Annotated in this window: 16 protein-coding genes; 7 read left to right on the top strand and 9 right to left on the bottom strand. The window is 64.4% G+C overall.

The features are described from left to right. The 3 genes from AB0N72_RS14800 (at nucleotide 1) to AB0N72_RS14790 (ending at nucleotide 2371) form a co-directional block, all read left to right on the top strand. Nucleotides 1-885: a carbohydrate ABC transporter permease gene (locus tag AB0N72_RS14800; protein ID WP_363931124.1), complete on the top strand. Its 885-nt coding sequence runs from the start codon at nucleotides 1-3 to the stop codon at nucleotides 883-885. Then, nucleotides 882-1154, top strand: a complete 273-nt coding sequence (locus tag AB0N72_RS14795; protein ID WP_363931123.1) for a hypothetical protein — start codon at nucleotides 882-884, stop codon at nucleotides 1152-1154. Before AB0N72_RS14800 ends, AB0N72_RS14795 begins: the two co-directional genes overlap by 4 nt. A 143-nt stretch (nucleotides 1155-1297) precedes the next feature. Continuing rightward, nucleotides 1298-2371, top strand: coding sequence for a LacI family DNA-binding transcriptional regulator (locus AB0N72_RS14790; RefSeq protein ID WP_363931122.1), 1074 nt, complete (start codon nucleotides 1298-1300; stop codon nucleotides 2369-2371). 18 nt (nucleotides 2372-2389) lie between these two features. Here the strand turns inward: AB0N72_RS14790 and AB0N72_RS14785 are convergent, their stop codons facing one another. The 5 genes from AB0N72_RS14785 to AB0N72_RS14765 form a co-directional block, all read right to left on the bottom strand. Continuing rightward, entirely contained in the window at nucleotides 2390-3274 is an 885-nt protein-coding gene (locus tag AB0N72_RS14785) for a hypothetical protein (RefSeq protein ID WP_363931121.1), read from the bottom strand. 35 nt (nucleotides 3275-3309) lie between these two features. Beyond that, nucleotides 3310-4116 carry an exodeoxyribonuclease III gene (locus AB0N72_RS14780; RefSeq protein WP_363931120.1) on the bottom strand — a complete coding sequence of 269 codons (807 nt, stop codon included), beginning with the start codon at nucleotides 4114-4116 and terminating at the stop codon, nucleotides 3310-3312. A gap of 63 nt (nucleotides 4117-4179) precedes the next feature. Beyond that, the gene (locus AB0N72_RS14775) at nucleotides 4180-4722 is read right to left on the bottom strand and encodes a DUF308 domain-containing protein (RefSeq protein ID WP_363931119.1); all 543 of its coding nucleotides are present in this window, start codon (nucleotides 4720-4722) and stop codon (nucleotides 4180-4182) included. A 51-nt stretch (nucleotides 4723-4773) separates the two neighbouring features. Continuing rightward, a complete protein-coding gene (locus AB0N72_RS14770; RefSeq protein ID WP_363931118.1) occupies nucleotides 4774-5400 on the bottom strand; it encodes a response regulator transcription factor in 627 nt (208 codons plus the stop codon). Continuing rightward, nucleotides 5397-6557 (bottom strand): sensor histidine kinase, encoded by a 1161-nt coding sequence (locus AB0N72_RS14765; RefSeq protein WP_363931117.1) that lies wholly within the window; start codon nucleotides 6555-6557, stop codon nucleotides 5397-5399. Before AB0N72_RS14765 ends, AB0N72_RS14770 begins: the two co-directional genes overlap by 4 nt. A 211-nt stretch (nucleotides 6558-6768) precedes the next feature. On the opposite strand from AB0N72_RS14765, the gene AB0N72_RS14760 reads away from it, so the two are divergent. Together AB0N72_RS14760 and AB0N72_RS14755 are read left to right on the top strand one after the other, a co-directional pair. Then, nucleotides 6769-7344: a heme-binding protein gene (locus tag AB0N72_RS14760; protein WP_363931116.1), complete on the top strand. Its 576-nt coding sequence runs from the start codon at nucleotides 6769-6771 to the stop codon at nucleotides 7342-7344. A gap of 32 nt (nucleotides 7345-7376) precedes the next feature. Further along, nucleotides 7377-8090: an ankyrin repeat domain-containing protein gene (locus AB0N72_RS14755; protein ID WP_363931115.1), complete on the top strand. Its 714-nt coding sequence runs from the start codon at nucleotides 7377-7379 to the stop codon at nucleotides 8088-8090. A gap of 17 nt (nucleotides 8091-8107) precedes the next feature. Here AB0N72_RS14755 and AB0N72_RS14750 read toward each other — a convergent pair whose 3' ends face one another. The 3 genes from AB0N72_RS14750 to AB0N72_RS14740 are packed head-to-tail and all read right to left on the bottom strand — an operon-like array spanning nucleotide 8108 to nucleotide 10754. Then, complete coding sequence (locus AB0N72_RS14750) at nucleotides 8108-9322, bottom strand: acetyl-CoA acetyltransferase (protein ID WP_363931114.1); 1215 nt, start codon at nucleotides 9320-9322, stop codon at nucleotides 8108-8110. After that, a complete protein-coding gene (locus AB0N72_RS14745; protein WP_363931113.1) occupies nucleotides 9319-10020 on the bottom strand; it encodes a CoA transferase subunit B in 702 nt (233 codons plus the stop codon). The genes AB0N72_RS14750 and AB0N72_RS14745 overlap by 4 nt, the downstream gene beginning before the upstream one ends. Before the next feature lie 17 nt (nucleotides 10021-10037). Then, nucleotides 10038-10754, bottom strand: a complete 717-nt coding sequence (locus tag AB0N72_RS14740) for a CoA transferase subunit A (RefSeq protein ID WP_363931112.1) — start codon at nucleotides 10752-10754, stop codon at nucleotides 10038-10040. Nucleotides 10755-10928: 174 nt separating this feature from the next. Here AB0N72_RS14740 and AB0N72_RS14735 point away from each other — a divergent pair, with 174 nt between their 5' ends. Then, nucleotides 10929-11687 carry an IclR family transcriptional regulator gene (locus AB0N72_RS14735; protein WP_363931111.1) on the top strand — a complete coding sequence of 253 codons (759 nt, stop codon included), beginning with the start codon at nucleotides 10929-10931 and terminating at the stop codon, nucleotides 11685-11687. On the opposite strand, the gene AB0N72_RS14730 is transcribed toward AB0N72_RS14735, so the two are convergent. Beyond that, complete coding sequence (locus AB0N72_RS14730) at nucleotides 11684-12256, bottom strand: GNAT family N-acetyltransferase (RefSeq protein WP_363931110.1); 573 nt, start codon at nucleotides 12254-12256, stop codon at nucleotides 11684-11686. The genes AB0N72_RS14735 and AB0N72_RS14730 overlap by 4 nt on opposite strands. 182 nt (nucleotides 12257-12438) lie before the next feature. Here AB0N72_RS14730 and AB0N72_RS14725 point away from each other — a divergent pair, with 182 nt between their 5' ends. Continuing rightward, entirely contained in the window at nucleotides 12439-12813 is a 375-nt protein-coding gene (locus tag AB0N72_RS14725; protein ID WP_363931109.1) for a VOC family protein, read from the top strand. The last annotated feature ends 148 nt before the right edge of the window (nucleotides 12814-12961 follow it).

The raw sequence follows: 12961 nt of genomic DNA, 5'->3' as shown, positions 1-12961 counted from the left end.
ATGAGCACAGCCACAGCTTCGAAGACTTCCACCACCCCGGCCGCACACGCGAAGCGCCCGTTCAACTGGGGATCACTGCGCACCTACATCAGCGCAGTCATCATCCTCATCTGGTGCATGGCACCCTTCTACTGGATGCTGGTCACGGCCTTCCGCGACGTCGGATACACGTTCGACACCACACCGTTCTTTACGCACATCACGTGGGACAACTTCGCCACGGTGTTCGACGAGAGCCTGGGCAACCACTTCGGCCGCAACCTGCTGAACAGCCTCATCGTTGGCGCTGTGACGACGGTGGTGGCCCTGCTGGTCGGCGTGTTCGCCGCATACGCACTGGCCCGGTTGAATTTCCGGTTCAAGTTCGTGGTCCTCGGCTTCATCCTGGGCGCTTCAATGTTCCCCGGCGTCGCCTTGGTCACCCCGCTGTTCCAGTTGTTCACCAACATCGGCTGGTTCGGCACCTACCAGGCGCTGATCATTCCGAACATCTCCTTCGTGCTTCCGCTGACGGTCTACACGCTGACATCGTTCTTCCGTGAAATGCCGTGGGAACTCGAAGAAGCCGCAAGGATCGATGGCTGCACGCAGGGACAGGCTTTCCGGAAAGTGATCCTTCCGCTGGCTGCCCCGGCAACGTTCACCACGGCAATCCTGGCCTTCATCGCCTCTTGGAATGAATTCCTCATCGCCAGCCAGCTGTCGAATGATTCAACCAAAACCGTCACGGTAGCAATCGCCTACTTTGCCGGCGCACAGCCGCACCAGGAACCGTACACGGCAGTCATGGCCGCCGGTACCGTGGTGACCATTCCATTGGTGGTCCTCGTGCTGATCTTCCAGCGCAAGATCGTGGCCGGCCTCACGGCAGGTGCAGTCAAGTGAGTGGTTCCGACAATCGACGGCGGGCCTCACCCGCAACAAAACCCGATTCGGGTAATAAACGGGTGAGGTCTGCGGAAGACTTCGACATCATCATCGGTTTCCTGGCTTTCTGGGGCCTGGTGCTCCTGGTAGCCACCGTCTCGATGGAGGTTACCGGCCAGCCTGCCCTGGGCTGGGCGCTGGGTCTCCTTGCAGTGGTTCTCGCTCTCTGGGGCATGCTTCGCTTGCGCAGCAAGCTGCCCCGCCGTACTACGCGCCGGGTTGGCTGAAAGGCCTAAGACAGACAAACCAGCTGACCGGCGTCGAAACAACCTGCGCTAAGTCGGCGAACGGTGGGCAGGCGGAATAGGCTGGAACGTGCCGTCCGGGAACGAGCCCTCGGCTTTCGGCATGCACCAAAAAGGGGGCTTGAGTGGCAAAGACGAACGAGCGGTCCCAACGTGGAGGCCATGCCGGCGTCAGCATCGAGGACGTTGCCGCAGCAGCGGGCGTCTCGACGGCGACCGTCTCGCGGGCGGTGCGGGGACTGCCGCGGGTCTCTCCTGCGACCCGCGAGAAGATTCTGGAAGTAGCAAGTTCGTTGGGGTATGTGGCGTCGTCGTCGGCTTCCGGGCTGGCGACGGGCCGCACCCGCACCATCGGCGTCCTCGCTCCTTTTGTCAGCAGGTGGTTTTTCTCCAAGGCCATCGAAGGCGCAGACCGCGAGTTGCATTCGCGGAAGTACAACCTTTCCCTCTTCAACCTTGGTGGCCACGGCAGCAACCGCGAGCGGCTGTTCAGCTCCACCATGGTGTACAAGCAGATCGATGCCTTGCTGGTGCTCTGCATGTCCCTGACCCCGGATGAGTTGGAGCACCTCCACAAGATCGACATTCCCCTGGTGGTGGTGGGTGGCCACGTGGAAGATTGCCCATACATCGGCATCAACGACTACGACGCCGCGTCCACCGCGGTGAAGCACCTGCTGGACCTGGGACATAAGGACATCGCCCTGCTGCACGGCGACGACGAAACGGACCTGAACTTCGACGTTCCCCGCGTGCGTATCCGCGCCTTCCAGGAAGTCATGTCCGACGCCGGCCTGGAAGTACGTCCCGAGTGGGACCAGTGGGGCGACTTCACCGTTGCCAGCGGACAGCAGGCCTTCAACCGCCTTTGGAGCCAGCCCGGCCGCAAGCCCACGGCGATTTTCTGTTCCTCGGACGAGATGGCCATGGGCGTGATTTTCGAGGCAGGCAGGCACGGTGTCCGGGTGCCGCAGGACCTCTCGGTGATCGGCATTGACGATCACGATTTTTCGTCCTCGCTGGGCCTGACCACCGTGGGCCAGCGGCCGGACAACCAGGCCGAGCTGGCTACCAAGATGCTGTTGGACGAACTCGACGGCACACCCGGCGCCGTGCGTTCGGAAGTGGCGCCGCACCAGCTGATCATCCGCGAGACCACAGCGCCCCCGAACGGAAAATTCACCACCAGCCCGAGCTAGCGACAAGCAAGCCGGGAGCTACGAAGCCCGCGCCAATTGCCGGATGGGAATCCACCGGGAGGCCAGGCGCCGGTAGGCAGCTGCCGCTCCCGTCATATCGCCCTCGGCCAGGCACTCAATGCCCAGGCGCACATCCATGGGGGAGTCGTCAGGGTAGACCTTGTCCGCCACGGCGCCGTAGTCCAACTCCACCATGGACTGCACATGGAACAGTTCGAGCCACTCAGTGAGCTGGGTCAGGTCATCAAGCATGTCCAGGTCCGGAGCGGCCAACGCCAGGTGGGCCACGGCGAAGCGGGCGCGTTCCAAGGCTTCAGTCAGCGGCGTCCATACCCGCACGGTGAGGATCCGTCCTTCGGACTCCACCACGTCCTTGCGGTCCGACTCGGCAAACAGCGAGAACCAACTGAACGGGATTCCCCAGGTGGAGGCCCGGGTGTGGACCCGTTTGGCGTCCTCTCCGGCATTGATCCGATCGATCCGCACCTGATGCTTGTCGCGCTGCGAGACAGGAATGAGCAGATCAGCCAGCGGGCTGTGCACGCCATCCATGAGCGCATTGGCCGCCAAACCCGCCCGAATCACCAGTTGGCTGGGGCAATAAAGCAAGCGACCGGCGTCGTCCTCATCATTTTCGGTGGCGGCGTGCCGCCCAACGGGGACGCGCGTCATGCGCACCAGGTCCGTCCGTCCGGTGGGGAACGGATCGCCGCCGGAGCGCGTGATGCGTCCCAGCGAGGCTTGGAGTTCCGCGTTCTCGACGGCGGCCCGGGAACTTATTCTGCTGCCTTCGGCCACGAGTTGGCGCTGCTGCTCGGGAGGAAAAGCCGCAAGTGGTTCGTAAATGCGCAGGGACGAGGAAAAGGGCAGGCCGGCCTGGCCCCGGTACAGGTTTCCACTCATGTCAGCCAGCCCCTTTCGTCCGAGTCAGTGGGTGCCTAGTCCGCAAGCTCCACGATCACGGGAGCGTGGTCAGAGGCGCCCTTGCCCTTGCGTTCCTCGCGGTCGATGGAAGCGCCCGTCACGCGGGAGGCGAGCGCCGGGGAGGCCAGGCAGAAGTCGATCCGCATGCCCTCCTTCTTGGGAAAGCGCAGCTGCGTGTAGTCCCAGTAGGTGTAGACGCCGGGACCGGGCGTATAAGGACGGACGACGTCGGTAAATCCGGCGGTTTCGAACGCGTGGAACGCTGCCCGCTCGGGTTCGCTGACGTGGGTGTAGTTGTTGTCGCGGAAGAGCTGGATGTCCCACACGTCGTCGTCGAAGGGTGCGATGTTCCAGTCGCCCATGAGGGCGATCTGGGCGTTGGGGTCGGCCTGGACCCATTCAGCAGCCTGGCCTCGGAGGACTTCAAGCCACTTGATCTTGTAAGGCATGTGTTCGTCGTCCAGGGAGCGTCCGTTGGGAACGTACAGGCTCCAGACCCGGACTCCGCCGCACGTGGCAGCAATGGCGCGGGCTTCCTGGGCAGGATCCTTGCCGGCCTTGCCAAAAGCGGGCTGGTCAACGAAGGTGCGCTCCACGTCTTCCAAGCCCACGCGGGAGGCGATTGCCACGCCATTCCACTGGTTCACGCCAAAGTGCGCAACCTCGTAGCCCATGCGCTCAAAGAGCTCCCAGGGGAAGTTCTCGTCCTTGCACTTGGTCTCCTGGATGGCCAGGACATCACAGTCGCTGCGCTCAAGCCAGGCTTCGACACGGTCGGCTCGGGCGCGGAGGGAGTTCACATTCCAGGTAGCTATCTTCACAGCCACTAACTTACCGAACTTGGCGCTGAGCGCATCCCCTGACGGCTTTTTACCGTCCGAAAGCTAGTGCCCGTACAGCGGCTGGGTGTGGGCCAGTTTGCGGAGGCCGATGCCCGAAGCGATGAGCAGCAGGCCCGTCAGGATGGCGAACGCGGACAACATGCCCATAAGGCCCAGGAGGCCAACACCGGGGTTCACCAAAACGACAATCCCGAACACGGTGGTCACCAGGCCAATGAGGAGCCACAGCCCCCAGCTGCGGATGAAGCTGCGGGCTGCCAGTGCAAGGATGATCTGCGAGATCCCCAACACGAGGGCCCACAATCCGATCAGCACGCCAATGGCCGCGGCTGTGATCCCGGGCCAGGCGATGGCCAGCACACCGGCGGCGATGGAGATGAAGCCACCCACCACGCTCCAACGGGACCGGCCCGCGGGATCGTAAAAGTAGTGGGCCACGCTGGTAATGCCGTCCACGATGGCGAAGAACCCGAACACCACCACCACCGCGAACACAGTGGCACTGGGCAGGACCAGGACCAGCAGGCCAAAAACGATGGCGAGGGCTCCCCGGACCAACAAAGCTGTCCCTGGAGTGGTGAACATTCTGCGACCCGATGTGTCCGACATATGGTCAGCGTAACGAACCGCGTGCCGTTACCGCATCCCCTCGCGCCGTATGGCTGTGGCGATGGCTGCAGCGCGGGTCTCGACGCCCAGCTTGGCGTAGATGTGCGCAAGGTGTGTTTTGACCGTTGCTTCGGAAATGAAAAGGCGTTTGCCCAGATCCCGGTTGCTGAGGCCCTCGGTGAGAAGGCTGAGGAGTTCCGCTTCCCGCGGGGTGAGGATGTCGTCCGGATTCCTCATTTGCTGGAACAAACGGGACGCCACAGGCGCGCTCATCACGCTCTTGCCCTGAACGGCGCCGCGCACGGCTGCGAAGATCTCCTCCGGCGCGGCATCCTTCAACAGGTACCCCATGGCCCCTGCGTCCACTGCGCGGACAATGTCGGCGTCGGAGTCGTACGTGGTGAACACGATCACCGCCTGCTTCGGGTTGCGATGGCGCAGTTGCTTGATGGCCTCGATGCCGTCCATCCCCGCGCCCATGGCCAGGTCCATCAGCACAACATCGGGCGTAAGCTCCTGGGCGGCTTCCAGCGCGTCCTCACCCGAGGAGGCTTCGCCGACGACGGCGATATCGCCCTGGGTGCCCAGCAGCGCCTTGAGTCCGCTCCGGACCACGGTGTGATCGTCCACGAGCAGCACGGAAATGACGGTCACAGGCCCTCCTTTGACCAATGGGCAGGCTGGCTGAGCGGGAGCTGCGCCGCAATAATGGTTCCTTCGCCCGGTGAGCTCTCCACGGACAATTCTCCGCCCAACTGTTCCACCCGCTGCCGCATGGCGCGCAGGCCGTACCCTCCGGTTTCCGACGGCGAAGGCACCGCTCCGGGATCAAAGCCGCGTCCGTCGTCGTACACGTCCAGGGTGACTGCCTCCGGAAGGTACCCCAGGGTCACGCTGGCGTGGTCCGCGTGGGCGTGGAGTTTGATGTTGGCGGCAGCGCTCTGGGTGACGCGGAGCAGGGTATGGCGGACCTCGGACGGGAGGGGGCGCGGGTGCCCGATGACCTGGACCTCGATGGTGTCCACATACTGGCGCGCAGCGTGCTCCAGGGCTTCAAGGAGGGGCCCGGATTCCAGGCCCGGCGCGGAAAGTTCGTGCACCAGGCTGCGGGTATCGGCGAGGTTCCGCCGCAGGAGACCGGATGCCTTAGCGACGTCCTGGTACGCCGAATCCTCCGGCCAGGATCGTTGCGCGGCCTCAAGGAGAAGCAGGCTGCTGGCAAGTCCCTGGGTCACGGTGTCGTGGATTTCCCGGGAGACGCGCTCGCGTTCGGCGGCGATTCCGGCTTCCCGTTCCGTGGCGGCCAACTGCTCCTGGTCGCGTTCGATCTTGTCGTAGATCAGGGTGAGCAGCGCGCCGGCGGCGAGGGGACCGAGCAGCATGGCGACGTCCGTCCATCCGCTCATACGGAAGAGCCCGACGGCGGTGGCCGCTGCGGTTACGCCGCTGGCAGCGTAGCCGGCCCAGCCACGGAACGCCCGTCGCGCCAGGAAGAAGATGGCGAAGGAACACCACGCAAAGCTCGGAGCTATGATCACCAGCGCACCCCACGCTGCCACGAGGGCCACCATCCACGGGATCCACGGATTGCCGCGGGGTGTCCGGGGCCGGGCCAGCCCGGCGGTGACTGCATACAGCGCACAGACCGCAACGGCCAAGGCAACCGTCCACAGGTTGTCGGCGGGGGAGTGCCGCATGACGTACCGGACCCCGGAAGCCACCATGAGGACGGCGAAGCCGGCGTGGACCACGGCGTCGATGCGGCCATCGAAGCGGCTGCCTGAAGCGGGCCGTGGAGGGGCACTTGGCATGGATGGTTCCCGGTTCCGTTTCGCTTGTGGTGTTCTTTGGCGCTGGTGGGCGATCTTTCCATGCTAGATCCACGGCGGATATTGGTCTCTCCACCTTTTGGCTGATACGGCGTGCGGAAAGTATGAGGCGTTGGGCTGCTTCGGGCCGATGTGGCTGCTGATGTGCCGCGGAAGCATGGAATCGTACCCACGAACCTGCCGAGGAGAACCCATGAAGAAGTCCAACAAGACCATTGCCGCCGCCGCTGCCGGAGCACTGCTGCTCACCGGTGGAATCACCGCCGTGGCCAATGCCGTGGCGCCGGCCGCTGCACCTGAAGCCGCCACCGCGAAGGTAGCCGCCGACGTCCAGCCCGCCCCGGAGAACGTTGTGGCACAGAACCGGATCACCGTGGGAGCCTCCAGCAAAGCGGTGAACGCAGCCCTGGCCAAATGCCAGGCAGACAAGCTGCCGTTCGTAACCGTCGCCCTCGTGGACCGCTTCGGCACAGTCCAGGCCATCCTCCGCGGTGACAACGCTGCCGAGCACACCATCGAGGCCGCAAAGCAGAAGGCATACACTGCGGCCGCCTTCGGTGCCCCTACCAGCGAGCTCGCCAAGCGCATCAACGGCAACGGCCCGTCCATCGCGGACCTCCCCGGAACGCTGTTCCTTGCAGGCGGCGTACCGCTGAAGGTCAACGGCGTCTCGGTGGCGGGTATCGGCGTCGGCGGCGCCCCTGACGGCGCCCTCGACGAGGCCTGCGCAACCGCCGGTGCCGACGCCCTGGCTGCAGCGGCGAAGTAGCCGTGCCCCCTCGTGGAGTTTTTGTACAGGTAATGCCCTTTAGAGAGCGTTTTAAGCGCATTAGCTGTACAAAAACTCTCGGGTTGCTGGTGGTGGTCGGGTTGCTGACGGGATGTTCGACGACGGCGCCGTCGCCTGCCAGCCCGGCCCCCGCTTCCGTAGCCCCCGCCCCGGCCGCGGCGTCGAGCGCGAACCCAGGGCCGGCGTCGTCGTCCCCTGCTGCGGTGACCCCAACCCCACTATCAGCGGAGGCCCAACTGGAAACCGACCGACTCCTGATCCTGGCTGCCAAAGCCAACGATCCCGCCCGCGTACGTGAGCTGATTGCGGCTGGCGGCAACGTCAATGCGAAGGACGACATCCAGGACTCCGCATTCCTCTATGCCGGGGCGGAGGGGTTCAACGAAGTCCTGCAACTGACCCTGGCTGCCGGTGCCGACGTCCGCAGCATCAACCGGTACGGCGGCACCGCCTTGATCCCGGCCAGCGAGCATGGCCATACGGAAACCGTGCGCATCCTCATCGCCGCCGGCGTGCCCGTGGACCATGTCAACAACCTTGGTTGGACCGCCATGCAGGAAGCCATCCTGCTTAACAACGGCGGCCCCAACCAGCAGGACGTGGTCCGGCAGCTCCTCGCGGCAGGGGCCAGCCCGGATGTCCGCGATCCCGAAGGCCGAACCGCCCTGCAGAATGCAGAGCGGCTCGGCTTTAAGGAGATCGCAGCGCTGATCCGGAACCGCTGAGCGCCTGGTTTGGGTAGCTACAGGGCTTCGAGGACGCTCACGTAGTTCGCGATGCCCACCCCGCCCATGTTCTGCACAGCACCACGCCGGGCATGGGGGAGCTGCATATCGCCCGCGGTGCCACTGAGTTGCATGGCAGCGATAACGTGCTGCGAGACACCCGTGGCGCCGACAGGGTGTCCCTTGGCCTTCAACCCGCCGGACACGTTGACCGGCAGCTTGCCGTCCTTGTACACCCAGCCTTCCTTGATGGCCCGGGAGCCCTCCCCGCGCGGGGCCAGGCCCATGGCTTCGTACATGATGAGCTCGGCGATGGTGAAGCAGTCGTGAACCTCGGCGAAGTCCAGGTCGTCCACGCCGACGCCCGCCATGGTGAACGCACGCTCCCACGAGGCGCGGGTAGCGGCGAATTCGGTGGGGTCGCGCTTCTCGGCCGGGAAGAAATCGTTCGCGTGTCCGAACCCCGCAAGGCGAACGGCTTCCGTTGCGCCGTTGGTAGCCGATGTTGAAAGTACGACGGCGGCCGCACCGTCGGAGACCGGCGAACAGTCGGTGCGTCGCAAGGGCTCGGCGACCATGGGGTTCTTCTCGGAGATGGTCCGGCAGAAGTCCTCGCCGAAGTCCCGGTGCATCTGGGCGTAGGGGTTGTCCATGCCGTTGTGGTGGTTCTTGGCGGCAATGGAACCGAGGACGTCACCCAGTCCGCCCTCAAAGCCCGGTCCGCTGATGGAGGAGCCATAGCGCTTGCCGTAGTGCATGGCCACTTCAGCGAACAACCCCGTGAAACCCGTTGACGATGCCTTGCCTGCCATTTCGTAGGACGCACCCAGCAGGGCAGCCCCCACAACGTCAGCACCGGCGCCCGTCATCTTTTCCGCGCCGATCACCAGCACGTTCCGGGCGGTTCCGGCGAGTACGGCCTTGACGCCCTGCTGGAAGGCAGCGGAGCCGGAGGCGCAGGCGTTCTCCGTGCGGGTCGCCGGTATGTTGGCGAGGTCCTCGGAGAGCTGCAACGCCAGGGATGAGGTAAACCCCAGTGGCTGCATGCCCGAGTTGAACTGGCCCAGGTAGATCTCGTCGATGTCCTTGGGTTCCAGGCCTGAGTTCCGGATGGCGTCCCCGGCAACCTGGACGATCAGGGATTCCAGGGTCTCATCCGTGAGTTTGCCGAACTTGCTGTGGCCCCAACCGGTAAGCAGGATGTCTTTGCCGAACTGTTCCTTGAGGCTCATGCGTTGGCTCCTTCGAGTGCCTGTTCTTCCGGGTTGGGGGAGGTGGCTTCGAGCGCCACATCGAATCGTGCTTCGGTCTTTTCGCGGATCTCTTCCACGGTCAGGCCTGGAGCCAGGCGCGTTAGCAGCAGGCGCGTTCCGCCGTCGTCCGTCTGCACGATGTCAAAAACGGCGAGGTCCGTGATGATCCGGTCCACGCACTTAAGCCCCGTGAGCGGCAAGGTGCACTCGCTGACAATCTTGGCCGTGCCGTCCTTGGCGTTGTGCTCGGTCAGGACCACCACGCGGGGCGTGCCCGCAACAAGGTCCATGGCGCCGCCCATGCCCTTGACCATCTTGCCGGGGATGGTCCAGTTGGCGAGGTCGCCGCCGCCGGATACCTGCATGGCGCCCAGGATGGCCACCTTCACGTGCCCGCCACGGATCATGCCGAACGAGGTGGCGGAGTCGAAAATGCTGCCCCCGGGCGTGATGGTCACTGTTTGCTTGCCGGCGTTGATGAGGTCGGCGTCCTCGTCGCCCTCATACGGGAACGGGCCCATGCCGAGCAGGCCATTCTCGCTCTGCAGCACCACCCGCACGCCGTCGGGCAGGTTGTTGGCTACCAGTGTTGGGATGCCGATGCCGAGGTTGACGTAATCGCCGTCGTTGAGTTCTTCGGCCGCGATGGCCGCCATCTGGTCTCGTGACCATGCCATGGTGTGTGCTCCTTTGCTTAAGCCGGGACGGGTTCGGGGCGGGGACGGACCGTGCGCTGCTCGATGTCCTTCACGCGGCCAGTGGCCTGGACCAAGCGCTGCACGTAGACGCCCGGGGTGACGACGTGGTTCGGGTCCAGCTCGCCGGCCTGGACGATGACCTCAGCCTCGGCAACGGTGACCGCGCCTGCGGTGGCCACCACGGGGTTGAAGTTCCGCGCGGTGTAGCGGTAGATCAGGTTGCCGTCCGTATCCGCGGTGTGGGCGTGGACCAGTGCGACGTCGGCGGTGATGGCGCGCTCGCGGACGTACGTCACGCCGTCGAACTCTTCCAGGGGCTTGCCTTCGGCTACCAAGGTGCCCACGCCCGTCCGGGTGTAGAAGGCGGGAATGCCGGCACCGCCGGCGCGGAGGCGTTCCGCGAGGGTGCCCTGCGGCGTGAACTCAACTTCGAGCTTGCCGGCCAGATATTGCTCCGCGAACAGCTTGTTCTCGCCCACGTAAGAGGCAATGACTTTCCGGACCTGGCCGGATTCAATCAGCACCCCAAGGCCCTTGCCGTCCACGCCCATGTTGTTCGAAACGATGGTGAGGTCCTTGGCGCCCGACTCCCGGACGGCGTCGATGAGGTCCGCGGGGACACCGCTGAGGCCAAAGCCCCCGACGGCGATGGTCAGGCCGTCTGCCATCAGGTCACCCAGCGCTTGGGCTGCGCCCGCCTGCAGTTTGGACATTGCTGACTCCTCTTTGAGTACGGTATATCCACTTTGTGGACTCATTGCGTCTTGCTTTGAAGCCTAGGTTTCTGCTGGGTAGGGGTCAATGCTTGGAGGGCTGGGCTACTCACGCTGTGGACGCTAGAGTGGAAGGTGTCCATATTGTGGATGAAATCTATGCGAGGAAGTCACATGACAGTGCAGGGCGCGCAAGTAGTGGGCAGGGTGGCGCTGTTGCTGCGCTTGGTGGGCCGGAGACCTGGAGGAACGTCCTTGGCGGGACTGGTGCGGGAATCGGGACTGACCCGTCCCACCGTGCACCGGCTGCTGACCTCACTGGCGGTGGAAGGACTCCTTGAGCACGATCCGGCCTCCGGAAAGTGGGTTCTGGGCCCGGAAATCTTCCTGCTGGGGTCCGTGGCGGCGGCACGCTTTCCCATGGAAGACCTTGCCCGGCCTTCGCTGCGCAGGCTGGCCGCGGAGACCGGGGAGAGCGCGTTCTTCTCCATCCGCCGCGGCAACGAAACCGTCTGCGTGCTGAGGGAAGAGGGCTCGTTCCCGGTACGGTCCTTCGTGCTCCACGAGGGGGTACGGTTCCCGCTGGGCATAGCTTCCGCAGGGACGGCGATCATGGCATTCCTGCCTCAGGCCGAACAGGAAGCACTGCTGGCGGACTGGCCGGCGCATGCGGGTGAGTTCGCCGCGGGGCACCCGGAAGACGTGGTGCGGGAAAACCTGGAACGGACGCGGCTGGCTGGGTACTCAGTGAATCCCGGGCTCATCCTGGAGGGCAGCTGGGGCATGGGCGCGGCAGTGTTCGACACGCACGGGCGCCCGGCCTGGGCGCTGTCTTTGACCGGGATCGAGCCCCGCTTCCGCCCGGACCGCCAGGAGTTCCTGGGGAAGTTGGTGCTGGAGGAAGCCCACAGGATGACGGCGCTCTTGGGTTAGCCCAGTTCCAGCCGCATCAGCACCCGAGGGAAGCCATTGAGGACGGACGTGGTTTCAGCGACCTTCTTGAAGCCGGCCTTCTCAAAGAGCCTTCGAGTGCCCACGTACGCCATGGTCAGATCCACCTTGCCGCCCTTGTTATCCACGGGATAGCCCTCAATGACGGGTGCGCCATGGCTTTTGGCAAACTCGATGGCGCCTTGCAGAAGCTCGTGGGAGATGCCCCTTCCCCGATGCCCGGGCCGCACGCGGATGCACCACACGGACCACACGTTCGTTTCATCCACCTGCGGGATCTTGCGGTTCTTCGCGAAAGTGGTGTCCGCCCGGGGGTGGACCGCTGCCCACCCGACTACCTCGTCGCCGTCGTACGCCAAAACGCCGGGAGGCGGGTCTTCCGCAACCAGCTTCTCGACGTACCGGCCGCGCTCCTGTTTTTGGAGGCTCTGGTTCAGCTTGGACGGGATCCTGTAACTCAGGCACCAGCACACGTTGGAATCGGGGCTCTTGGGCCCCACCATGGTCTTCACGTCATCGAACACCGTTGCCGGGCGGACCTCGATAGCCATCCGCCCATCCTGCCACCGGTGCGGGGGTTCGGCTAGACTTTCCACCGTGATGACCGGATCGGGCTTCTGCCCTGCACGGATCGGCTACCCGGCCGGCCCCTGACGCGCTCCTGTAGCCAGCGCGCTCCTCCTTCCGGATCGATGAACCTCATTCCCATCGATCCACATAAAGGAGTAAATGCATGCCCGCACTTTTTAACCACACCATCATCGCTTCCCTCGACCGCAACGCCTCGGCCGGGTTCTACCGTTCCATCCTTGAAGCCGACCAGGCCCCGAGCTGGGGTCCGTTCACCAACCTCTCGTTGGCTGGAGGGGTAATGCTCCAATTCGCGGAGCCGCCGGTGGAGATCCAGATGCAGCACTACGCCTTCCTGGTTGACGACCAACACTTTGACCGCGCCTACGAGCGTTTGGTGAGCGCCGGCGTCGAGCATTGGGCAGATCCGCAGATGACGCGTCCTGGCGAGACAAACACTGAGCACGGCGGCCGCGGGGTCTACTTCAAGGACCCCTCAGGCCACGCGCTGGAGCTGATCACGCGGCCGTACTTCTAGAACAACGCGGGGTCACTTATGGCCCATTAAGGGCCTCAACATGGGCCATAAGTGACCCCGCGTTGCGTGGCTTTGAAAAAGTTTTTCAATCCGCACCCATCCACCCCGCCCCATCCTCCGAATAGCTGGTGAGACACAAACCGGCAGG

This window comes from Paenarthrobacter sp. NPDC089307 (genome assembly GCF_040685055.1).
Lineage (GTDB): Bacteria > Actinomycetota > Actinomycetes > Actinomycetales > Micrococcaceae > Arthrobacter.
The sequence above is the reverse complement of the archived record's forward strand: the minus strand, read 5'-3'. Positions and strand labels throughout refer to the sequence as shown.

Coding starts and splice junctions, on each gene's coding strand:
- AB0N72_RS14750 (WP_363931114.1), bottom strand. CDS start 9,322: ATGAGCCTCAAGGAACAGTTCGGCAAAGACATCCTGCTTACCGGTTGG.
- AB0N72_RS14725 (WP_363931109.1), top strand. CDS start 12,439: ATGCCCGCACTTTTTAACCACACCATCATCGCTTCCCTCGACCGCAAC.
- AB0N72_RS14745 (WP_363931113.1), bottom strand. CDS start 10,020: ATGGCATGGTCACGAGACCAGATGGCGGCCATCGCGGCCGAAGAACTC.
- AB0N72_RS14760 (WP_363931116.1), top strand. CDS start 6,769: ATGAAGAAGTCCAACAAGACCATTGCCGCCGCCGCTGCCGGAGCACTG.
- AB0N72_RS14785 (WP_363931121.1), bottom strand. CDS start 3,274: ATGAGTGGAAACCTGTACCGGGGCCAGGCCGGCCTGCCCTTTTCCTCG.
- AB0N72_RS14735 (WP_363931111.1), top strand. CDS start 10,929: ATGACAGTGCAGGGCGCGCAAGTAGTGGGCAGGGTGGCGCTGTTGCTG.
- AB0N72_RS14765 (WP_363931117.1), bottom strand. CDS start 6,557: ATGCCAAGTGCCCCTCCACGGCCCGCTTCAGGCAGCCGCTTCGATGGC.
- AB0N72_RS14755 (WP_363931115.1), top strand. CDS start 7,377: ATGCCCTTTAGAGAGCGTTTTAAGCGCATTAGCTGTACAAAAACTCTC.
- AB0N72_RS14740 (WP_363931112.1), bottom strand. CDS start 10,754: ATGTCCAAACTGCAGGCGGGCGCAGCCCAAGCGCTGGGTGACCTGATG.
- AB0N72_RS14775 (WP_363931119.1), bottom strand. CDS start 4,722: ATGTTCACCACTCCAGGGACAGCTTTGTTGGTCCGGGGAGCCCTCGCC.
- AB0N72_RS14730 (WP_363931110.1), bottom strand. CDS start 12,256: ATGGCTATCGAGGTCCGCCCGGCAACGGTGTTCGATGACGTGAAGACC.
- AB0N72_RS14800 (WP_363931124.1), top strand. CDS start 1: ATGAGCACAGCCACAGCTTCGAAGACTTCCACCACCCCGGCCGCACAC.